The 21738-nt window shown below is 63.2% G+C and carries 19 protein-coding genes; all 19 read right to left on the bottom strand.

From position 1 onward, the window contains the following. Nucleotides 1–290: 290 nt before the first annotated feature. Nucleotides 291–1787: a sugar ABC transporter ATP-binding protein gene (locus NKH59_RS26270; protein WP_353023483.1), complete on the bottom strand. Its 1497-nt coding sequence runs from the start codon at nucleotides 1785–1787 to the stop codon at nucleotides 291–293. Next, nucleotides 1787–2845: a hypothetical protein gene (locus NKH59_RS26265; RefSeq protein ID WP_353023481.1), complete on the bottom strand. Its 1059-nt coding sequence runs from the start codon at nucleotides 2843–2845 to the stop codon at nucleotides 1787–1789. Before NKH59_RS26265 ends, NKH59_RS26270 begins: the two co-directional genes overlap by 1 nt. Continuing rightward, nucleotides 2842–4965, bottom strand: a complete 2124-nt coding sequence (locus NKH59_RS26260; protein WP_352474241.1) for an ABC transporter permease — start codon at nucleotides 4963–4965, stop codon at nucleotides 2842–2844. The genes NKH59_RS26265 and NKH59_RS26260 overlap by 4 nt, the downstream gene beginning before the upstream one ends. A gap of 217 nt (nucleotides 4966–5182) precedes the next feature. After that, the gene (locus NKH59_RS26255) at nucleotides 5183–6208 is read right to left on the bottom strand and encodes a sugar ABC transporter substrate-binding protein (RefSeq protein WP_352541107.1); all 1026 of its coding nucleotides are present in this window, start codon (nucleotides 6206–6208) and stop codon (nucleotides 5183–5185) included. Between the two features lie 57 nt (nucleotides 6209–6265). Then, the gene (locus NKH59_RS26250; protein WP_023675789.1) at nucleotides 6266–7252 is read right to left on the bottom strand and encodes an ABC transporter permease; all 987 of its coding nucleotides are present in this window, start codon (nucleotides 7250–7252) and stop codon (nucleotides 6266–6268) included. Between the two features lie 280 nt (nucleotides 7253–7532). Continuing rightward, nucleotides 7533–8975: a DHA2 family efflux MFS transporter permease subunit gene (locus NKH59_RS26245; protein WP_352474240.1), complete on the bottom strand. Its 1443-nt coding sequence runs from the start codon at nucleotides 8973–8975 to the stop codon at nucleotides 7533–7535. 225 nt (nucleotides 8976–9200) lie between these two features. Further along, entirely contained in the window at nucleotides 9201–10001 is an 801-nt protein-coding gene (locus NKH59_RS26240) for a 3-methyl-2-oxobutanoate hydroxymethyltransferase (protein ID WP_023675787.1), read from the bottom strand. Between the two features lie 37 nt (nucleotides 10002–10038). After that, nucleotides 10039–10353 (bottom strand): MocE family 2Fe-2S type ferredoxin, encoded by a 315-nt coding sequence (locus tag NKH59_RS26235; protein WP_352465283.1) that lies wholly within the window; start codon nucleotides 10351–10353, stop codon nucleotides 10039–10041. Nucleotides 10354–10397: 44 nt separating this feature from the next. Beyond that, nucleotides 10398–11486 carry a fatty acid desaturase family protein gene (locus NKH59_RS26230; RefSeq protein WP_352541109.1) on the bottom strand — a complete coding sequence of 363 codons (1089 nt, stop codon included), beginning with the start codon at nucleotides 11484–11486 and terminating at the stop codon, nucleotides 10398–10400. 91 nt (nucleotides 11487–11577) lie between these two features. Beyond that, nucleotides 11578–12759, bottom strand: coding sequence for an aldose 1-epimerase family protein (locus NKH59_RS26225; RefSeq protein ID WP_352541110.1), 1182 nt, complete (start codon nucleotides 12757–12759; stop codon nucleotides 11578–11580). Between the two features lie 34 nt (nucleotides 12760–12793). After that, nucleotides 12794–13576: an ATP-binding cassette domain-containing protein gene (locus tag NKH59_RS26220; protein ID WP_352541238.1), complete on the bottom strand. Its 783-nt coding sequence runs from the start codon at nucleotides 13574–13576 to the stop codon at nucleotides 12794–12796. Beyond that, the gene (locus NKH59_RS26215) at nucleotides 13573–14577 is read right to left on the bottom strand and encodes an ABC transporter permease (protein ID WP_352452735.1); all 1005 of its coding nucleotides are present in this window, start codon (nucleotides 14575–14577) and stop codon (nucleotides 13573–13575) included. Before NKH59_RS26215 ends, NKH59_RS26220 begins: the two co-directional genes overlap by 4 nt. 61 nt (nucleotides 14578–14638) lie before the next feature. Then, nucleotides 14639–15580 (bottom strand): sugar ABC transporter substrate-binding protein, encoded by a 942-nt coding sequence (locus NKH59_RS26210; protein WP_023675781.1) that lies wholly within the window; start codon nucleotides 15578–15580, stop codon nucleotides 14639–14641. 37 nt (nucleotides 15581–15617) lie between these two features. Then, a complete protein-coding gene (locus NKH59_RS26205) occupies nucleotides 15618–16532 on the bottom strand; it encodes a sugar phosphate isomerase/epimerase family protein (protein ID WP_352541111.1) in 915 nt (304 codons plus the stop codon). A gap of 26 nt (nucleotides 16533–16558) precedes the next feature. Then, nucleotides 16559–17647, bottom strand: a complete 1089-nt coding sequence (locus NKH59_RS26200; RefSeq protein WP_352541239.1) for a Gfo/Idh/MocA family protein — start codon at nucleotides 17645–17647, stop codon at nucleotides 16559–16561. Nucleotides 17648–17697: 50 nt separating this feature from the next. Beyond that, nucleotides 17698–18759 carry an ABC transporter ATP-binding protein gene (locus tag NKH59_RS26195; protein WP_352541112.1) on the bottom strand — a complete coding sequence of 354 codons (1062 nt, stop codon included), beginning with the start codon at nucleotides 18757–18759 and terminating at the stop codon, nucleotides 17698–17700. A 4-nt stretch (nucleotides 18760–18763) separates the two neighbouring features. Further along, a complete protein-coding gene (locus tag NKH59_RS26190) occupies nucleotides 18764–19855 on the bottom strand; it encodes an ABC transporter ATP-binding protein (RefSeq protein ID WP_352541113.1) in 1092 nt (363 codons plus the stop codon). Continuing rightward, nucleotides 19855–20814, bottom strand: coding sequence for a carbohydrate ABC transporter permease (locus NKH59_RS26185; protein ID WP_352505504.1), 960 nt, complete (start codon nucleotides 20812–20814; stop codon nucleotides 19855–19857). Before NKH59_RS26185 ends, NKH59_RS26190 begins: the two co-directional genes overlap by 1 nt. Then, a complete protein-coding gene (locus tag NKH59_RS26180; RefSeq protein ID WP_352541114.1) occupies nucleotides 20811–21671 on the bottom strand; it encodes a carbohydrate ABC transporter permease in 861 nt (286 codons plus the stop codon). The genes NKH59_RS26185 and NKH59_RS26180 overlap by 4 nt, the downstream gene beginning before the upstream one ends. Nucleotides 21672–21738: the final 67 nt, after the last annotated feature.

Here is a 21738-nt window from a genome sequence, read left to right as displayed (position 1 = left end):
GACGGCTCCCTTGTTTGAGATCTCAACGAACTCATTCTGGCACATCCGATGCCGTCGGGCGCCGTCCACCCCATCATGCCGTGACCTTAGCCGAGGGGTGCAGCGGAGCAGGATGCTGCACCGCTGCAGCGCTCTGATGTAGCGGCATGGATCCTGGGATCTGCGCCGCGTCGCTTCGCTCCTTGCTTCGCCCCAGGATGACGAAACGACGGGCGCCTCGGCCAATCTCCAAAGTGTACGATCCGCCGGCGCAAAAACCGTCCAAATGTCAACCTTCCGCGCCCGGGAACCTAATGCACCGCAGCGTACATGATCTTCTCCTCCGTCGCCTCGGCAGGCGAGAACTCCTCGACGATGCGGCCTTGCCGGCAGACCAGGATGCGGTCGGACAGGTTCATGATCTCCGGCAGGTAGGACGAGATGACGACGACGGCGAGGCCCTCGTCGGCCAGCCGGTTGATGATCTGGTGGATCTCGGCGATGGCGCCGACATCGACGCCGCGCGTCGGCTCGTCGAAGATGACGATGCGCGGCTTTTGCACCAGCCCCTTGCCGATCACCACCTTCTGCTGGTTGCCTCCGGAAAGCTCGACCACGCGCGCATTATCGTTGATCGCCTTGACGTTCAGCGTCCTGGTCCATTCGGCAGACAGCGCCCGCATCTCCTGCGCGTTGATTACCCAGCTCTTTTCCCGCCCCGCCGCTAAAAAGCCGCCGAACAGGTTCTCGGCGACGTCCATCGTCTCGAAAATCCCCTCGCTCTTGCGATCTTCGGTGACATAGACGATGCCGTCCGCCACCGCCTCGCTCGGCACGAGATAGCGCACCGGCCGGTCGTCCAGCTCGATGGTGCCGCCGCGCAGGAAATCGCGCTTGTAGATGCCGGAGACGATCTTGAATGTCTCGGTGCGGCCCGAGCCGATCAGCCCGAACACGCCGGTGATCTGGCCCTCGAAGATCGAGAAGGAATTGTTGCGCACGACATTGCTCATCGAGATGTCCTGCACCGACAGCACCTTCTTGCCGGCCTTGCGCAGCCTGGTCTCGTCGCGCTGGCTGTAGAGCTGCCCCGACAGCGTGCGCCCGACCATCGCAGCGACGATCCTGTCGCGATCGAAGGCGGCGGTATCGTCGGTGATCACCAGCTCGCCGTCGCGCAGGATGGTGATGCGGTCGGCGATATCAAGCGCCTCCTCGAGCGCATGGCTGATGAAGACGATCGACACGCCCCTTGCCTTGAGCCGGCGGATCAGCGCGAAGAAGTGCCGCTTTTCCTCTGGCGTCAGCGTCGCCGTCGGCTCGTCGAAGATGATGATCTCGGCATTGTGGTGGACGGCGCGCGCGATCTCGACCATCTGCCGCTTGGCCGCGCCCAGCGTCGCCACCATGGCATTGGGGTCGACGGGAAAATTCAGCGACTGCAGGAACTGCTGCGCCGAGATGTAGGTGCCGCGCAGCCGGTTGAGAAAGCTCTCCGTGCCGAGATAGAGGTTCTGCGCCACCGTCATCGACGGCACCAGGCTGGTTTCCTGGAACACCATGGCGATGCCGGCTTCAAGTGCCGCATGCGGCGAGGCGTAGGCGATCTCCTGACCCTTGTGGAACATCTTTCCCGATGTCGCGTCGACAACGCCGGCGATGATCTTGGTCAGCGTCGATTTTCCGGCACCGTTCTCGCCGAGCAGCGCGTGGATCTCGCCCTTGCGCAGTTCGAAGCTGACATTCTTCACCGCGGGCACGCCGCGATAGGTCTTGGTCACGTTCTCCAGGCGGACGATCGGTTCCATCAGCGATGCCCTCCTGAAGTCAGGTCGATGGCCAGCAGGCAATCGCCGCCTTTCGAGGCAATGAACAGGCGACCGTCTGTCTCCGCCACGCTGCAGATGCCGTGGCGCGTGCCGTTGGCGCGGCTGTGCAGGCTGAATTGCGGCCGCATCTCCCGATCGAGCCTGACCACCAGCCCGTAGGAGCGGCTCGGCGACCACGGCTTGTGGATGCCCATAGTGCGGATGCCGCCGCATTGCAGCGGCTCGAGGAAGCTGCGGTTGGAGGCGAGTGCCGGCGCGATCCAGTGTTGCGGAGACACTTGCGCCAGCATGTCGTTCCGATAGTGCGTTTCCTGCAGCACGAATTCGATCAGACGGTTGCGGGGCGCAAACAGCGCCAGCCAGGCACCGCCATCGGCGGCGGGCGATAGCCGCGCGGGATAGCCGGGCAGATGCGCCAGCACCGTCGAGCGGCTGCCTGTCGCGCCGTCGAAGCGGACGAGTTGGTGCCGCCAGCTCTCGCCGACCAGCACGTCCTTGCCGGTTGGATGCAGCCCATAGGGAAAGGCGATGTCACCGGCGAGCTTGCGGAATTCGCTGCCTGCCGGATCGCGCTTCCACAGCGAACCCGACGCACCCTTCTTCATCAGATCGGCGGCCCATTCCGACGGCACGTGTTCGGCCGAGCCATTGGCCAGCCAAAGCGTGCCATCTTCCGCGTAGGCGAGTGCTGTTATGCAGCGGATCTCGGCCGGCAGGGCGGCCTCCTTGCCTGCAATCAGCAGCCTGCCGCTTTCGAGCCCGACCGTCAGTTCGCTGGCGGGCGAGCGCGCGAGCGCTGTGGCCACGGCCGGAAATGTCTCGACCAGAACAGGCGCGCCACCGGCGGCGAGCGCGTAGAGGGCATTGCCGCTGGACGCCAGCAGCCGGCCGTCGGCGACCAGCAGATTGTCGGGCTCGGGCAGTTCGGCGAAGGCCGCAACATCGTCCAGCAGCGTGTTCGGCCTGAAGGCACCGTCGAGCGGCGGGATGGTAACCGCCTTGCCGCGGAAGATGTCGAGGATCGGGTCCAGCATCATGGCTTGGCACCCCAGTAGGAAGCGGGGCTGGTCCAGTTCGGGTCGGCGCCGGCAATCCTGTAGCGGCCGATCCGGTTGTTGAGGATGCCGCCGACGAACAGAAAACCCTTGTGCTCGCGCATCGAAGTCACCATCGGATGCGCGGCGCCCGACAGGTCGCCCATCGCCTCGACGATGCCGCCCTTCTCGTTGAATTTCACCACGCCACCGGTGTTGATGTTGGGGAACAGCCATTCGTCCTGCGGCAGCCGGCGCGTCATGCGCTTGCGCATGTCGGGATGGCGCAGCGACAGGTCGAAGCTCGGCGTGCGCATGCCGAGCCAGGCCATCCAGTAATTGCCGTCGGAGGCACGGTTGATGTTGTCGGGGTAGCCAGGCATGTCGCGGATGACGCATTCGGCAACGCCCGCCTTCGGCCCTTCCAGCCAATATCGATGCACGCGGCAGGCCCAGCTCTCGGCGAAGAACAGCGACTTGCCGTCATGCGCCATGCAGACGCCGTTGGTGTAACGGTAGCCGTCGAGCAATGTCTTGGTCGAACCGTCCTTCGGGTCATAGACGAGCAGCCGCCCGGTGGCGCGGTTCTCGATCGAGTCCAGCGCCCAGTCGTGCGCGTCATAGCGCTTGGTGGAATCGGTGAAGTAGATGCGGCCGTCCGGCGCGATGTCGCAATCATTGGGGTCGCGCAGCCGCGCATCGTCGACGATCGAGGTCCAGGAGCGCGACGTTTCCGCCGAAAGCCGCTTCACCTCGCGCTGCGGCGAGACCGAATAGAGGCCCATCGCGCCAACACAGCTGATCAGATTGCCTGTCTTGTCGAAGGCCAGGCCGAGTGGAAAGCCGCCAATATGGGCAAAGACCTCCGAGCGTTTGTAGTCCGGCGCGAAGAAGCGGACGATCTCGCCATGCCTGGTGCCGCAATAGAGATTGTCGTCGCGGTCGAGGATGACGTCTTCCGGCCCTTCCAGCTCGCCGAGCCCGATATGGTCAGCCCCAGACAGCCGGTTGTCGAGCTCGTAAGGCGTGCCGGAGCCCGGTGCGGCCGACTGCGTTGCGCCCATTTTCAGATAGACCGGTGCGACATAGACCTCGTCCAGAACCTTGTGGCGGTTCTTCAGCCAGCGAATGTCGATGGTGACGGCGACGGCCAGCATGATGCCCAGCACCATCTGGTTGGTGCCGGTGCCATAGCCCAGCCGGATCAGGCCGTTGGTCATCGTCAGCACGATGATCGCGCCCATCAGCCCCTTGATCACCGAACCGCGACCGCCGCCCAGGCTGACGCCGCCGACGACCGCCGCTGTCAGTGCCATGACCTCGAGGTTGAGGCCTGTGCCCGGCCCTGCCCCGCTCAGCCGGCAGGCGATGAGGAAGCCGCCTAGCGAGGCGCAGAAGCCGGAGAACACATAAGTCATGAACACGGTGCGGCGTACGCGGATGCCGGCATTGTGAGCCGATCGCCGCGACCCGCCCACCGCCTGCACATGCCAGCCGGGCCGCGAGCGCGTCAGCGCGACATGCGTAATAATCGCCAGGATAATCGCCGCCCACACCGCAACCGACAGGCCCCAGAAGGTATCGTCGCCGATGAAGTCCAGCACATCCGATGTGGCATCGGAAAGCTGGACGTCGGCCGCATAGGTGGTGACCAGTATGTCGAACAGCGCCCGCCCGAAGATGAAGGTGACCAGTGTCGTCAGGAAAGCGCGCAGCCTGAAATAGCCGATCAGGTAACCGTTGATCGCGCCGAACAGCAGGCCGGTGGCGATCGAGGCGGCCAGCGCCAGCCACACCGATTGTTCGAGGATGAAGAAGACGAAGACGGCGGAAAAGCAGGACAGCGCGAAGATCGAGCCGACCGAAAGGTCGATGCCGCCGCCAAGCATGACCACCGTCATGCCGGTGACGACCAGCGAGAACTCGCCGAGCTGGCGGGTCGATTCCTGCAGCGACATCGGCTTGAAGAAGCCGGGAATGATTGAACCGAACACACCGAGCGTCGCCACCAGCGCCAGGAACGGAATGGCGTTGTCGGTCCAGCGTTTGCTCAATATCTCGCCGACGAGATGGTCGGGCACGAGATTGTAGCGCCAGGACTGGAGGCGTTCGCGAAAGGACATCGGTTGCTGCTATTCGAGAGAAAAGGGAAAAAGGGGCCGGGCTATCCGCAGAACAATCGCCTCAGGTTTGCGCTGCCCCTCACCCTTACCCTCTCCCCGTATAGAGACGGGGAGAGGGGGTCGCCAGCGTTGGAGCGTATCCCTTCTCTCCGTCACTATACGGGGAGAAGGTGCCGGCAGGCGGATGAGGGGCAGCGCGAAGCTCAGGAAAGCCGGCCTACTTGGCCGCAGCTTCGGCTTGCAGTGCTTTCAAATCCCAGCAGCTGTCCGGCTTGAGGTCGGCCTTGGTCGTCGCCTTCTCCAGCGTGTAGATGTAGGTGTGCGAGGTGCCGGCCGGCTGGCCGCTCTGCAACAGGAATTTTATGACGGCGTTCATGTCACCCGACTGGCGGGCAAGGTCGGTCATCACCACCGCGCCATAGGTGCCGTCCTGCAGCTTGTCGCAGTCGGCGGTTTTCTCGCCGCCACCGGTGGTGACCAGGAACACCTTGCCCTCGAGCTTGGCATCGCGGATCGCAGCCGATGCGCCGGTCGCGTCACCGTCCCAGAAATCGATGATGGCGCAGATGTCGGGGTTCTGCTGCAGCATTGTCGTCGTCACGTTGCGCGAGGTCGTCGCATCCCAGTTGGAGTCCGGCTTGGCCACGACCTTGAAGTCGGGGTTCTTGTCCAGCACCTTCATGATGCCGGCATACTGGTAGAGGCTCGATGAGTTGGCCTGGTCGCCCTGCACCAGCCCGATCTTCTTGGAGGAGTTCGGCCCACAACCCTTGATCGCCGCTTCGGCTTCCAGCTGGCCGAGCCGATCCCAGTCGCTGCCGACAAAGGCATCGGCCGGGAAGTTCGCCGGATTGTCGACCAAAAGCACATAGGTGCCGGCCGCCTGCGCCTTCTTCATCAGCTTGGCATAGGAATTGAGGTCCGGCGAATGGATGATCAGCACGTCCGGCCTGGCGTCCGACGAGATTGCGTCGGTTATCGCCTGCGCGCCGGCATCGACCACCCAGTTCGGATCACGCGTCTCGAACACGCCGCCCCAGGCCTCGACCTCCGTCTTCAGGTAATGCGCCCAGCCCTGTGCCAGGTCGAAGCCCATCGCCATCGGCACCAGCATCACACGCTTGCCCTTGAGTGCTTGCGAATAGGCGGCCGGACCCGGATCTTCGGCGGCGAAGCCTGGCGCCACGAAGGCGGAGACGGCAAGCGCTGCCGCGGCAGCCATAAATGTCCTGATGATTTTCATGTCACATCCTCTGGTTTGGTATGTCGTTCGCGGCCGGCCCCAACCGTTCGCGTCAATCTAAATGTCGCCTTGCTGCGCGGTCTGCTCATCGCGCGGATTGATGAACCCATCAACGATGATCGCCGCCAGCAGGATCGCGGCCTTGATCAGGTTCTGATAGAGCAGCGGAATGTCGATGATGGTCATGGCGTTGAGCAGGATGCCGATCAGCGCGGCACCCACCAGCACGTTGCGCACCCCGCCCCGCCCGCCAGACAGACCGATGCCGCCGATCACCGCAACCAGCACGATGTCGTAGAGCAGCGTGGAATTGACGATGCGGGTGTTGATCGAATGCAGGCTGGCCGCAGTGAGCAGGCCGGCAACCAGCGAGACCAGGGCCGACAGCACGTAGCGCAGCACCAGCATCGGGCGCACTGGAATGCCGATATTGCGCGCCGCGACCGGGTTGTCGCCGGCGAAATAGACGTAGCGGCCCCATTTGGTGTAGCGCAGGAACAGGAAGAAGGCGAAAGCCAGCCCGGCGAAGACAAACACCTCGACGGGGATGTCGAGGAAACGCAGCCCGCCCAGAAGCTCGACCCAATGGCCGGGCGGCACCGGCACGGCGTCCTGCGTGATCAATTGTGAACGCACATAGCCGAAGACGAAGGACGCGGTCGCCAGCGTCACGAAGATCGCCGGGACCTCGGCGTAGGCGACCAGGATTCCGTTCAACAGCCCGATGGCGAGAACACCGGCGAGCACATAGGCGAAGGCCAGCCCGTCGGATGTCCCCGAATTCAGCAATTGCAGATACCACGCGACCGACATCGCCATGATCGCCACCGCCGACAGGTCGATGCCCCTGCCGATGATGACGACCGCCATGCCGAGCGCCAATATGCCCAGCACCGAGACCGAGCGCACGATGGCAACGAGATTGTTCGAATTGATAAACCCGGGCAGTCCGATCGCGGCGGCAATGAACAGCACAACCGCGATGGCAAAGACAATGCCCTCCTGATTCAGGCTTCTCCAGTTTAGCCAGCCGGTCGCGTTCATTGCCCGCTTTCACCCGCGATGGCTACGCCCTGCTCCCTCTGCGGCCATCGGAACGAAAGCTAATCGGCTCAAGACCAATTCGTCAAATGAATCCGTGCATTGCAGGCCGGCTTGCGAGGAAATTCCGCGCTTGGATGCACCGATTGGCGAGGCTGGCGCAATGCCGGGAACTCAAGCTGTTTTGCAATTGATCGCGCCGATCGAAGCGCCGGCAAAGGTTTGCTCCGGAACGATCGAAGCAGGCATAATTTATGTCCGCGATTGCCGCTGGATTCCTGCGTCAAATCCGCAAAACATGGCCCGAGACCTCGGCGCCGGCAGCCTTCGGCAACGCCAGGAAGCGACACGAGGCGACGAGCCCGATTGCGCCGATCGCCACGAAGGCAAGTCGGAAGTCGACGAGATCGAGCGCCGCAGCGCCCCTGGCGATCTGCGACAGGTTGAGCAGTGCCGCGGCGACCGCTACGCCGAACAGCATCGCCACCTGCTGCAGCATGCTGGACAACGTCGCCGCCGAGCTGCGCTGCGGTGAGGCCACATCGGCGAAGGCCAGTGTGTTGAGCGCGGTGAACTGCATCGATCGCGAAAGGCCGGCGATCAGCATCAGCGCCACCACCAACGCTTGCGGCGTCTGCGGCGAAAGCACCGCGCAGGCCATGATCGACAGAGAGGCGATCACCCCGTTGACGATCAGCACCGGACGGAAGCCGAAGCGCCTCAGTGTCGGCGTCGTCACCGCCTTCATGCCGAGATTGCCGAGGAAATAGGCCAGGATCATCATGCCGGCATCGACCGGGCTCAGGCCAAAGCCGACCTGGAACAAAAGCGGCAGCAGGAACGGCGTGGCGTTGATGGCGATGCGGAAGATCGTGCCGGCCGACAGCGTCGAGATGGCAAAGGTCTGCACCTTGAAAGCTGTGAGGTCGAGCAGCGGATGGTTGGCGCGTTGCAGATGCCGCACCGCCAGCCAGCCGACCAAAATGCCCGTGCCGAGCAGTGCCACGGTCGTCAACACACCCTCTTCCGGATGCGCGATGCGCTCGAGGCCATAGAGCATCGCGGCGAGCCCCACCGAGGTCAGCAGGAAGCCCGGCCAGTCGAGCGGCTTGGCTCCGGCTTCGCGGTCGCCGGGAATGAAGCGGGCGACCAGTGCCAAACCGGCAACGCCAAGCGGGATGTTGATGAAGAAATTCCAGTGCCAGGAGAGATAAGTGGTGATGAAGCCGCCAAGCACCGGCCCGACCACCGGCGCAAACAGCGCCGGCCAGGTGATCAGCGCCGTGGCGTTGAGAAGCTCGGATTTCGGCGCGTTGCGCAGCACCAGGATGCGGCCGACCGGCGTCATCAGCGCGCTGCCCAGGCCCTGAACCGCGCGTGCGGCGACGAACTCGGCCAGGTTCTGTGAGATGCCGCAAACGAGCGAGGCCAGCGTGAACAGGGCGATGGCCACGAGGAAGATGTTGCGCGCGCCAAAACGGTCGGCAAGCCAGCCGGACAGCGGCACGAACACCGCCATGGTCAGCATATAGACGGTGATGCCGATGCTCATCGCCACCGCCGGCACGCCGAAGGATTCTCCCATCTGCGGCAGCGATGTCGAGATGATGGTCGAATCCAGAAGCTGCATGAAGAAGGCGACGGCGACGATCAGCGCCACCCGCCGGGCTTGCCGCGCCGCCGGCGCGGTTTCGGGCAAGGCTTTGTTTTCGGGAATGGCGGTCATGCAAAGAACTGTCCGAAGGGGAATTTTCACCCGCTCCATCGGCAACCGCACAATTGTCCGGCAAACCGATGACCCACCGGTTTCAACAGCATCCGGCCGGTGCCGTCCAGACCTGGACCAACAAACTTTCGTGTGGCATCGCAGCCGCCATGCGATGACCTGGCCCTGGCGCCGAACCGGCCTTTTACGATCCGCGATGATGCTTCGTGCCGCAGCCGGCGTATCTCATGCGGCTTCGATCTTCTCCAGGAACAGGCTGAGCTGGTCCGGGTCCATGTGCACGACGTGCCTGTCTTCGGGATACGCCAGGCTGTTCACATCGGCGACATATTCGGAAAAGGCGGCGATGCGTTCGGCCTGCAGGCGATCGTATTCGGCGGCGAAATTGCGATAGACCTTGGAATGGCGCGGCATGTGGCCACGGTTCTGGCCAAGAATGTCGTCGGCGAACAGATACTGCGCGTCACAGCCGGTGCCCGCTCCCATCGACAGCATGATCAGCGACGTGCGTTCCGAAATCGCCTTGGCCACCTCGACCGGCACCACCTCGATCTCGGCGCCGATCGCGCCGGCGGCCTCCAGTTGCTTCACCGCCTCGAACACCTGCATGGCGGTATCGGCGGTCTTGCCGACAGCCTTGAAGCCGCCCGTCCAGGTGGCGCGTGACGGGATGAGGCCGACATGGCCGATCACCGGAATGGCATCGTCGGCCATCCGCTTGATGGTGGCGTACCCGGCGCTGCAATAGACCGCATCGGCGCTGGCCTTGTAGAGCCGGAACGCCCAGCGGACGAAATCATCGGCGGTGCCGATTTCGAAGAAATTCTCGCCCGGCATGGTGAACAGGCTGGGTGCCGCATCGCGGTATTGCGGATTGAGCACCAGCTCCGGCGGCACCGAGACGATATCGACGCCGGCGCGTTCGGCGGCCTCGGCCTCGTCCATCGTCAGCACGCGCAGCATCGTCAGCTGCCGCTTGCCCTTCATGGCACGCAGGTCTGCGACGGTCGGTCTTTTCCGGCTCATGGATTTTGGTTCCCTTTGCTACGTGACAGAAGGCCGGTCAGGCGATCTGGATCATCACCTTGCCAGCTTCCACCTTGACCGCATAGGTCTGCAGATTGACACAGACGGGAGCCCCTTTGGCCTGGCCGGTCTTGTAATTGAAGCGGCCATTGTGCTTTGGGCATTCGATGATGTCGTCCATGACAAGCCCATCGGCCAGATGCGCCTTCTCATGCGTACAAAACCCGTCGGTGGCGAAGAATTCATCGTCCGGCGAACGGTAGATCGCGAAGGTGCGACCGCCATGGTCGAAGCGGATGACATCTTCCTCTTCGACATCGTCCACGGCGCACGCTTCGACCCAATCGGCCATCTCTGCTTCTCCCGAAATTTCTGCGTTGCGCTGGTGCGCAGTACCTACTCAGCCGCTGCCGACATGTTCACTTCGTGGAATTCGCCACGATAGGGCCGTGCGGTTGGCGGCAGTTCGCGCTTGAGGAAATAATCCTCGTATTTGAGCTGCCTGAGCAGGACAGGCCAGACCTCGCGATAGGCATGCCATATCGACGGGTTCGGTTCCGGCAGATCGTGCTTGATCAATTCATGCAGCCTGGGCAGCGCGTGATAGGGCACCATCGGAAACATGTGGTGCTCGACGTGGTAGTTCATGTTCCAGTAGATGAACCGGCTGATCGGGTTCATGTACACGGTACGGGTGTTGAGCCGGTGATCGACGACGTTGTCGGCCAGACCGATGTGTTGCAGCAGGCCGGTCATCACCATGTGCCAGGTGCCGTAGAGGCGCGGCACGCCGATGAGCACCACCGGCACCCACGACTGCATGGTGAGGGCGAGTGCTATCGTGGCGATGTAGACGGCGATGTGCCAGCGCGCCGCGATGACGGCCTTGTGCTGTTCCATCTCGGGAACGTAGCTTTTCTCGTCGGGCGTCAGCTTGCCGAACGCCTGGCGTACCAGTGCCGGAAGCGAATAGCGAAAATCGAGGATGCCGGTGAAAGCCAGCGCCGCACGCAAAAGGTCCGGCGGGCGCATCACGGCGATCTCGGCGTCGCGGCCGACGATGATGGTGTCGGTGTGGTGGCGGGCATGGCTCCAGCGCCAGGTCACCGGGTTGCGCATCAGCATGAAGCTGGCGATCTGGTAGACGACATCGTTCATCCAGCGCGTGCGGAAGGCAGTGCCATGGCCGCATTCGTGCCAGCGCGAGTCGCTGGACGAGCCGTAGAGCACGCCGTAGACGAAGAAGAACGGCACGCACCACCAGGTACCCCAGAAATAGATGGCGCCGGCGGCCGAGCCGAGGATGGCGACGATCCAGATGATCGTGTCGCGGATCGCCGGGCCGTCTGAGCGCTGCATCAACTCCTTGATCGCCTTGCGGGGAACATCCGTGTGGTACCACTCCGCCGAGGCAAGCCCGGTTTCGATCGCCCTGCGCGTGCTTTCGCCGACCAGGCTGTAATCGCGCTTTACCGTGCCAGCCATTGTGACCTCCAATTCCCGATCGGCCGCGAGCCCTCCCCGCTCCAGCCGGAACCAGCCTCCCAACTGGTGTCCCGTATCGTCGTCGCCATTATCACGACCTGCCTCCAAGAACAGGAAAATGGCCCGACGGCTGGGGATAATCCTGCTGCGGCTGCGTGGCGATTGCCGCGATCCGGCTCTCGGCGACGGCGATCTCGCCGGCGCCGTCGAGAACCCGGAAAACGGCATTGTAGGAGCGGCTCTCGCCATGCTCCAGCCAGATCATCTCGCCGCGTTCGCGCGCCGCCAGATTTCCCAGCACATGATGCGTCGACGGCTCGATCCCAAGCGCGTACTGCCCGGCCTGGAAATTCTGCCATTGATAGGCGCAGGGCAATTGGTCCTTGCGCGTGACCACCTCGAAGCCGAGGCCGAGCCTGTCGTTGACCACCGCCACCGGCACTTCGCCGGCGCTGTCGGCGCCGAGTTCGTGCTGCCAGACCTGTTCCTTGAACCCCGGTTGCGGCGCCGGCACCGTGCGGTAGCCGACCTTCTGCGCTTCATAGCGCTCGCCGGCATGGCCTGCCCAGACGACGTCGCGGATCGGCGCCAGGTAGCGCGCGCCCTCGTCGAGTACCGGATGGCTGACATTGATGTGGTAGAAATACATATGCGGCGTACGGTTGAAACCGTGATTGACGACACGGTCCGAAAGCCGGATCTCGTTGCCGCCGACATCGGCCTCGATCCGCCGCAGCAGGTGCAGATCCTCGCCGAATACAGTCGATTGCTGGACGATGCCTTCGGCCCACAACACGCAGCGGTCGCCGTCCCAGGTCTCGCCATAGCCGGTCAGCCGCGCCGGAATGGTGCTGACACGGCCGTGCAGCGAATGGCGCACCGTCTTCTTCGGCGGGTAGTTATAGGTGTCGGCGGGTACTTCGTTCATGAACAATATATGGTCGAGGCCGCAGGTCAGCAGAAGGCCGGAAAACGACCGCGCCCACGCCAATCCCTCCTCGCCTTCATATTCGTGCAGGCCGGGATGGCGAAAACCGCTCGGCGAGTGCCAGCCGATCGCCTGGCCCCTGAAGTCGCAATCGGCGATATCGAGCGCCCGGTCGACCAGCGCGGTGAAGCGCAGGCCGGAGCCGGTGCGGAATTCGAGCATGCGGATGCCGCGCTCGACGCCGTCGCCAAGCGTCATCAGCCGCACGCCGGCGAACTGCGACAGCATGCCGGAGCGTTCCGAGACCTGCCGGCGCGACAGCGTCTTGCCGTAAAGCTTTACCATGTGACGGCCAGTTCTTTCACTTTGCTCCCGTCCTTCACTTCGCTCTCGTCTCCTTGAGCAGGGCCGACATGTCGGCACCGGTGATGATGCTTTCCACGGTCAGCAGATCGGTATCGGCGACCGTCTGCTCGGCGACGATCTCGCCGCGGCGCATGACGATGATGCGATCGGCGACCTGGAAGACGTGATGGATGTTGTGGGTGATCAAAAGCACCGAGTGACCGGCGTCGCGCACTTCCTTGACGAAGCGCAGCACGCCGTGCGTTTCCTCGACGCCGAGATTGTTGGTCGGCTCGTCGAGGATGATGACCTTGGCGGCAAATTGCATGGCACGCGAAATGGCGATCGATTGGCGCTCGCCGCCCGACAGCGTGCTGACCAGTGCATCGGCGTCGAGTTTCTTCGAGATGCCGACGCGCTTCAAAAGCGCCGAGGCGGCATCGCGCAATTTGGCGAGATCGAGCGGCGCGAACACGCCCAGCCATTTGAGATTGACCGGTTCGCGGCCGAGGAAAAGATTGCGCGCGATGCTGAGATCGGGCGCCAGCGAGGTGTCCTGGTGGATGGTCTCGATGCCGAGATCCATCGCGTCGCGCGTCGAGCGGATGGAGACCTTCTGGCCGCGCACATAGATCTCGCCGCGATCGACCGGAAACACGCCCGAGATCGCCTTGATCAGCGTCGATTTCCCGGCGCCGTTGTCGCCGAGCAAGGCCACCACTTCGCCCTCGTTGAGCGTGAAGGAGGCGCTCTTCAGGGCGCGGACGCTGCCGAAGGACTTTTGCAAATTCTGCAGCCGAAGCACTTCCATGATCAGCTCCTGGCGGCGTTCTTCTGCAGCAAAGCGTGCAGGATGAGCATGGCAAGGATGATGACGCCGACGAAGATGTTGTAGGCGAGCCCAGGCACGCCGATCAGCACGATGCCGTTGCGGATGCTGCGCAGCATCAGCGCGCCGACGATGGTGCCTAAAATGGTGCCGCGTCCACCGGTCAGCGCGGTGCCGCCAACCACCACCATGGCGATCACTTCGAGCTCGTACCCGGTGCCGGCCACCGGCGAGGCGGCAGAGATGCGAAAGGCGCTGATCATGCCGGCGAGACCGGCAAGCACCGAGGTCAGGATGAACAGCCAGATCTTGACCGCATCGGCCGGCACACCACGCGCCACGGCAGCGTTACGGTTCGAGCCGATAGCACTGATCCAGTTGCCGAGCTTGGCGTAGCGCAGCACATAGATCGCCAGTAGCGACAGGCCGATGAACCACCACAGCGAGGTATAGAAACGGAACGTTCCGATATTGAAGCTGCCGGCCAGCAGCGTTACGAAGAAGCCAGGCTGGTCCCAGGATTTCAGCGGAAATCCTTGCGTGATGTAAAGCGCTGCCCCGCGCACGACGAGCAACATCGACAGCGTCACCAGGAAGGACGAAATGCCGATCTTGGTGACGATCAGCCCGTTGATCGCGCCGATCGCTATGCAGAGCAGCAGGCCGGCCAGCAGCGCGACGCCAATATCAAAGCCGCCGTTCTGCACCAGCAGCATGACGACGACCGGCGCCAGCCCGAACACGGCACCGACCGAAAGGTCGAACTCGCCCGCCGTCAGAAGCAGCGTCATGCCGAGCGCGATGATGCCGAGCTCGGGCAGGAACGCCATCATGTTGGAGATGTTGAGCGGCGACAGGAAATTGGCGTCGGCGATCGCGAACACCGCCAGCAGGACAATCAGGATGACGAGCGAAGAGAACTGCGGCGAGCGCATCAGGCTCGACCTGCGTTTGGCACGCGGCATTTCCTCTTCTGCGGCAATTGTCATGACTGTTTCGACCATATCTCAAGGTGACGCCCGCCGCCTGCGCGGCGAGCGTCAGTTCCAATCACTTGTTGTAGAGTTTCAGGATCGGTTCGACGCTCGAGGCGTCGTAGAGACTGAACGTGTGGATGTCGTAGCCGATCGGTTCGCCAGCGGCGGCCAACCCGAGCAGCGCCACCGGCATGAAGCCCTGCGCCGATGGGAACTGCCAGGCAGCCGCGTTGATGAACCCAGACTTCACTGACTCGGCCGTTTCCTTCGAATTGCCCCAGCCGACGACCGGGATCTTGCCGGCCGGCACGCCGGCGCCGTCGAACACCCGCTTGACGCTGGCCGCGACGGAATCGCCGAGCGCGATGATTGCCGGCGGGTTGTTGGCGACCATGTAGTCGGTCATCTTGGCGATGATGCCGGCCGGATCGGTGCCGCAATCGACCACATCATATTTGATGCCGAGCGGATCGAAGACGCTGGCGATGCCTTCGGTCTCGAGCTGCTGGTAGCTGGCGCCCGGCACTTCGACCGGCAGGAACACTTTGTCGCCCTGCTTCACCATCTTGTGGTCGACCAGATATTTCGCCCAGATGACACCGGCTTCCTTAAGGTCGGCGCCGACATAGGCCTGACGGCCGGTTGCCGGATCGTCGGTGTTGAAGAACACGATCGGGATACCGGCCGCCTTCGCTGCCTTGACCTCCTCGGTCCACAGGCCGGGCTGCGCCGAGGTCGTGGCGATGCCGTCCGGCTTGGCGGCAAGTGCGGAGTTGAAGGCCTCCTTCTGCGCCGCCATGTCGCCACCGCTGAACGAGATCTTGCAGGTCACCTTGAGCTGGTCGCAGGCCTTGGTGGCGCCGGCATTCCAGTCGATCCAGAAGGCATCCGACGGGCCGCCATGCGACAGCAGATAGAACGTCTTCTGGGCGTCCTGCGCCAGCGCCGGCGTACCCAGCGCAACACCGGCGAGAACGGTCGCCGCGGCAGCGATTTTCAACGCGAATTTCAACATTTCTCTTCCTCCCTTGTTTCGTAGCCGAACCGCGCCATCACAGTCCGTTGGCGCGGAATTTCCCGTCGAGGAATTTCTTGGCGCGCGGCACGTCGTCTTCCGAAAGATGTTCGATGATGACCGGGATGTTCGGGTGCTTTTCGGCCAGCCGCTTGAGATAGAGGTCGTAGTTCAGCGAACCGAGACCGGGCGCCGGCAGCTCGATCTCGCCGACGCCGCGGAAAGTGTGGCTCTCCAGCGCGTCGTCGTCGCCGATATCTGCGTGCTTTTCCGACTTGTCGCCGCCGGAACGCTTGACGTCCTTGGCGTGGGCTATCTTGATCTTGTCGGTCAACGTGTCGAACACCTGGTTCAGGATCTGGTCCATCCTGTCGATGTTGTGCGTTTCGAAATAGTTGGTCGGGTCCATCAGCAGGCCGAGGCCTGGGTGGTCGACCTGCGCGAACATCCTCACCGTCTCTTCGACCGAGCCGACGACATTGTTGACATAGGTTTCGAGCAGGAAGACCGCGCCGTGGTCATAGGCGGTCTGGGCAAGGTCGGCGATGACCTTGCGGCATTCCTCAAAACCTTCCTCGGTCTTGTTCTTCGGGTGATGCACCCAGTCGGACTCGGTGTTGTAGGTACCGGTTTCCGAGATCACGTAAGGGGTGCCGAAATGGCGTGCGTTGCGGATGATCTCCTTCAAATAGCCGACGCGCCTCTCGCGCTCGCCCATATCCGGATGGATGATGTTGGTGTAGCCCGATACGCAGCAGATCGGCAGATTGTGATCGCGAAACGTATCGCGGACGGTCTTGGCCTTGTCCCTGGTGATCTGCCCGGCCGACAGATCTATGTCCTTGAAATGCAGGTCGAGCTGCACGGTGTTGAAATCGAGCGCACGGATCTTCTGCGCGGTTTCCTTGAGGCTATACGGGAAATAACCCGTGAAAATACCTGCCTGCATCATGGTGTGAAGTCCTCCCTGTAAGTAATTCAGTCAGTTGATATTTCGGAAAGTTTGACTGTCCGGCCCTTGTCGATCGAACGATAGCCGGCTTCGACCAGCGCCATAGTCTTGACGTTGTCGGCGACCGACAGCGCCGGCGGCTCGCCCGTCTTGACCGCGTGCTGGAGCTGCTCCATGACGCCGATAAAAGCATGCGGGAACCACATCGTGTCCCAGCTGGGTGTCACCCATTCACCACCGGTGGTCTCGGTCGAGGCATAGGTCAGCGTCGAGGCAGCGCCAGTCGGCCAGCCGATGGTACCCTTGGCGACGCCCTTGGTGCCGTCGACGCGCCAATTGATGTGCTGGTCGTCCTTGTAGCCCTCCTGGCGCGGCCCGGACCAGACATCCTCCAGCGATACGGCGAGCACGCCGGACGGGAACTTGATCGTCGACACGGTGATGCCGTCCGAATGGTCGAAGCGGGTGCGCGGGTCCTTGCGGGTCAGGGTGGTGATCTCCAGGGGATCGCCGAACAGGAAGCGCAATACGTCGAGATGGTGGACGCTCATATTGGCGAGCGTCAGCCGGTCATAGTCCTCGAGGAAGCTCTGCCAGTGCGGGATCGCATGCATGTCGATCTGGGCGAAAACGATGTCGCCGAGCGCGCCGCTGTCGATGATCTGCTTCAAGACGCGCATCGACTGGTCGTAACGCATGTTCTGGTTGACCGAGAGGATCTTGTCGGCCTTGGCCGCCTCGTCGCGGAGTTTGACGGCCTCTTCAAGGGACAGCGCCAATGGCTTCTGCGCCAGGATCGCCTTGATATGTGCTTGCTTCAGCGCATGGCGGATCAGCGCCGGCTGCTGGTCGGGCGGAAAGGCAAGGTCGATGATCTCGACGTTCTTGTCCTCGATGAGCTGTTCCGGCGTGTCGTGGACGGTTGGGATATCCCAGCGTTTGGCGACCTTCTCGGCGCTGGCCTTGGTCCGCGAGGCAATCGCCACCACCGGGAAACCGGCTTCCTTATAGGCGGCAAGGTGACATTCGGCCATGATCATGCCGGCGCCGACGCAGCCGATCCTGTATTCCCTGGTGCGGACTTTAACGTCCGGCTCGAAGCCGTTGCCCGCCATTTCTTGGCTTGCCATATGTTCCTCCCGAAGCTCGTTCCTTGCCGCCGCCGTCATCTTGCCAGCGCTCCCCCGCTCTGTCCGAAATAATGCACCCTGCCCGGCTCGCAGGATATCGCCACCATCGCGTCCGGCCTGATGTCTGGCTGGCCGCGCAACAGCGCCCGCAGACGCGCCTGCCCGGCGGCGAGCGTCACAACGGTGTAGCCGCCGAGCGGCTCGACCTCGAACACTCGCGCCGGGCGGCCCGCGCCCCCCTCCGACCAGGCCTTGACCTTGATGTCTTCCGGCCTGAGTCCAATTTCCACGGCATCGGCCGGGGCGCCGGTATCCGCGATGCGGATCGTGCCTTCCGCCGCCTCCACGCCTTCGGCGCCGTGCACCGACTTCAATATGTTCATCATCGGCGACCCGAGCAGCCGCGCCACATAGGTGCTGGCTGGCCGGTCATAGATCTCGGCCGGCGCGCCGATCTGCCTGATCTTGCCGTTCTCCAGAATGGCCATTCGGTCGGCGACCGACATCGCTTCTTCCTGGTCGTGCGTGACATAGATCAGCGTCTTGCCGAGCTCGCGCTGGATGCGCTTCAGCTCGACCCGCGTTTCCTCGCGCAGCCGGGCGTCGAGCGCCGAAATCGGGTCGTCCATCAGATAGGCGGCCGGGTCGCGCACCAGCGCACGGGCGATCGCCACGCGCTGCCGCTCGCCGCCTGAAAGCTGTGCCGGCGGCTTGTGCAGGATATGGCCGATATGCAGCTTGGCCGCGACGTCGGCGACGCGCTTTTCGATCTCGGCTTCGGCGACCCGGCGTTCGACCAGCGGAAAGCGGATGTTGTCGCGCGCGCTCATATGCGGAAACAGCGCCAAATTCTGGAACACCATGGCGACGTTGCGGTCGGCCGGCGACACTGTGTTCACCGGCTTTCCGCCGATCAGGATCTCGCCCGCGTCCGGGGTTTCCAGCCCGAGCACCAGACGGAGTATCGTCGACTTGCCCGACAGCGGCGGCCCGAAGAAGCAGAAGAACTCATTGTCGTTGACAGTGAACGAGGCGTCGTCGACGGCGAGCGTGTTGCCGTAGCGTTTGGTCACATTGCGGAAGGCGATATCGGCCATGGTCTCAGCCCGCTCTCAAGGCGAGGCCGGTGACGGCGTCGAAGACGCGCACCGCCTCCACCGCAGGTGCGACGACGGTTGTCTGCCCGATCGCCAGCCCGACATCATTGTCGAACACCGCCTTCACCGCAGTCTCGCCGTCGCCAAGGTGGATGATGGTGCGCGCGCCGATCCGCTCGACGAAACTCACCGGCATGGACAGGCCACGGCCGTCTTCAGCCAGCGTCACCTGCTCCGGTCGAAAGCCATAAAACACCTCGCCGCGCATCCTGCGTACGGCATTGGCGATCTCGACCGGCAGCGGCGGTGTCACGCCGAGTGGGCCGAGATCGACGACCAGGCCACGGTCGCTTTCCGCCGGCCAGCCCTTGAGCAGGTTCATGCCCGGCGCGCCGATGAAGCGGGCGACGAAGACATTGGCCGGATCGTTGTAGACTTCCAGCGGCGTGCCGACTTGCTGCAGCACGCCATGGTCCATCACCGCGATGCGGTCGGCCATGGTCATCGCTTCGAGCTGGTCGTGGGTGACGTAGACCATGGTCTGCCGGAACTGCCGCTGCAACTGCTTCAGTTCGGTCCGCATCACCGCCCGGAATGCGGCATCGACATTGGAAAGCGGCTCGTCGAGCAGGAAGATCGCCGGCTCCATGATCGCCGAACGGCCGATCGCCACTCGCTGCAATATGTTGACCGACAGCCTGTCCGCCTTGCGGTCGAGCAGCGGCGTCAGTTGCAGCATCTCGGCAATGGCGCCGACACGGCGGCCGATCTCGGCCTTTGGTGCGCCGCGCATTTTCGGCCCGTAGGCGAGGTTCTGCCGCACGCTCATATGAGTGAAGATCGCATAGTTCTGGAAGACGAACCCGACGCCGCGCCGCCCCATCGGCACGCCGGCCATGTCGCGCTCGCCGAACAGGATCTTGCCGCTGGTAGGCTCTTCCATGCCGGCGATCATGTTCATCGTCGTCGACTTGCCGCAGCCGGACGGCCCCAGCAGCGCCATGAACTCGCCGTCGGCAATGGCCAGGTCCATCGTCTTCAGCGCGGTGAAATCGCCAAATTTCTTGACCAGGTTCTGCAGATGGATGGTGCTCATCAGGCCGCCACCTCGCGTACCCGAGCCATGCGTTTCATGGCAAACACCGCGGCGATGGACAGCACGATCAATATGGCCAGCGCGATTGCCGCCACATAGCCCCAGATCAGGTCCTGGGTGGTGAGCTTGTAGATGTAAACGGAGATGGTTTCGGTAGCGACGCCAGGACCGCCGCCGGTCATGATGTAAAGCGTGTCGAAGATCTTGAAGTTCTCGATCACCCTGATCGCCAGCGCGATGATGATGATCGTCTTCATCTTCGGCAGCACGATGGTGATGAATCGCTGCCAAGGGTTGGCACCGAGCAGCGTCGCCGCCTTGATCTGGTCCTCAGGCACGCCGACCAGGCCGGCAAGCAGGATCAGGAACATCAGCGGCGTCCACTGCCAGATATCGGCGACCATGACGGCGATGAGCGCCAGCGTCGGGTCCGACAGCCAGGCGATGGTGACGGGAAAGCCTGAGATCGCCGACAGGATGTCGTTGACCGGGCCGCCCGACTGAAACAGCATGAAGAACATGTAGCCGGCCACCGCCGGCACCACCATCATCGGCATCAAGAGGATCGAGTAGAAGATCCGCTTGCCGGGGAACTCGTCGGCAAACAATGTCGCGAGCGCCAAGCCGAGCAGGAACTCCGCCGGCACGCAGACGATCATGACGATGGCCGTGCGCTTCAGCGCACTCCAGAAGCGCGCATCGGCGGCAAGGTCGGTGTAGTTGGCGAAACTGTTCCACATCGACCAGGCGTTCCACCAGCCGGTGCCCGACAGCGGCGACCAGTCGGTCAGGCTGATGTAGAGCTGCATCAGGAGCGGGAAGACGGCGATGAACAGCACCAGGATCTGCGCCGGCAGCGTCAGCCGGAAGCCGAGCTTTGCGCCCTCGTCCGGCAGCACCGACGCCGCTTTGGAGGCTTGCATGTCGCCCTCCGAAATCGTCGCAGTCACCGCGCTCATTGCTTGAGCGCCCCGAAGGTCAGCCCGCGCACCAGATGGCGCTGGATGGCGATGCCCATGATGACAGGCGGCACTGCGGCTATCAGGCCGAGGGCTGCCTTGGCGCCGTAGAGTTGGCCGGTCATCGAGGAGGACAGCGAGGCCATGTAGACAGGGACCGTCACCCATTCGCGCGTCGTCAGAAGCAGCGCAATCAGATAGTCCGACCAGTTGAGGATGAAGACGAACAGCGCGGCACTGGCCAGCGGCGCGCGCATCATCGGCAGCGTGATGCGGATGAAGACGCGCCACCGCGAACAGCCCTCGACCAGTGCCGCCTCCTCGATCTCGCGCGGCATGTCGTCGAAGAAGGTCTTCATCAGCCAGAAGGCGAAAGGCAGCGTGACGATGCCGTAGATCAACGACAGCCCCCACCAGCTGTCGGTGAAATTGAGGAAGGCCCACATGATCATCACCGGGGTCATGACCGCCATCGGCGGAAACAGGCGAAGCTGGATCAGCGCCAGCGGCAGGTTCTGGCCCGAGCCGAAGCGCGACAGACCGTAGGCCGCCGCGGTGCCCGCCGACATGGCGATTGCCGTACCGAATGTGGCCGACAGCAGCGACGACAGGATCGGCTTCAAAGCTGTGCGGTCGAGGGCGACGATCAGATTGTTGGTCGATTCACCGAAGACGAAGCGGAAATTGCTGAGTGTCGGGTTCTTCGGCCACCATGTCAGGTCGGCGCCGGTCGCCGACCATTCGGCGATCGGCTTGAACGCCATCGACACCATCCACAGGATCGGCACCAGCGTCACCGCCATCGCCGCAAGGATCGCGGCATAGCGGAATATCTCGAAAGGAACTGAACGCTTCATCTTGCGGCTTTGCTGGGTCCTTCGTTGCCGAGGGGAAGAGCGACCGCTCCTCCCCTTCTTGGTAGGA

This window comes from Mesorhizobium sp. M0998 (assembly GCF_040318885.1).
GTDB lineage: Bacteria > Pseudomonadota > Alphaproteobacteria > Rhizobiales > Rhizobiaceae > Mesorhizobium.
The sequence above is the reverse complement of the archived record's forward strand: the minus strand, read 5'-3'. Positions and strand labels throughout refer to the sequence as shown.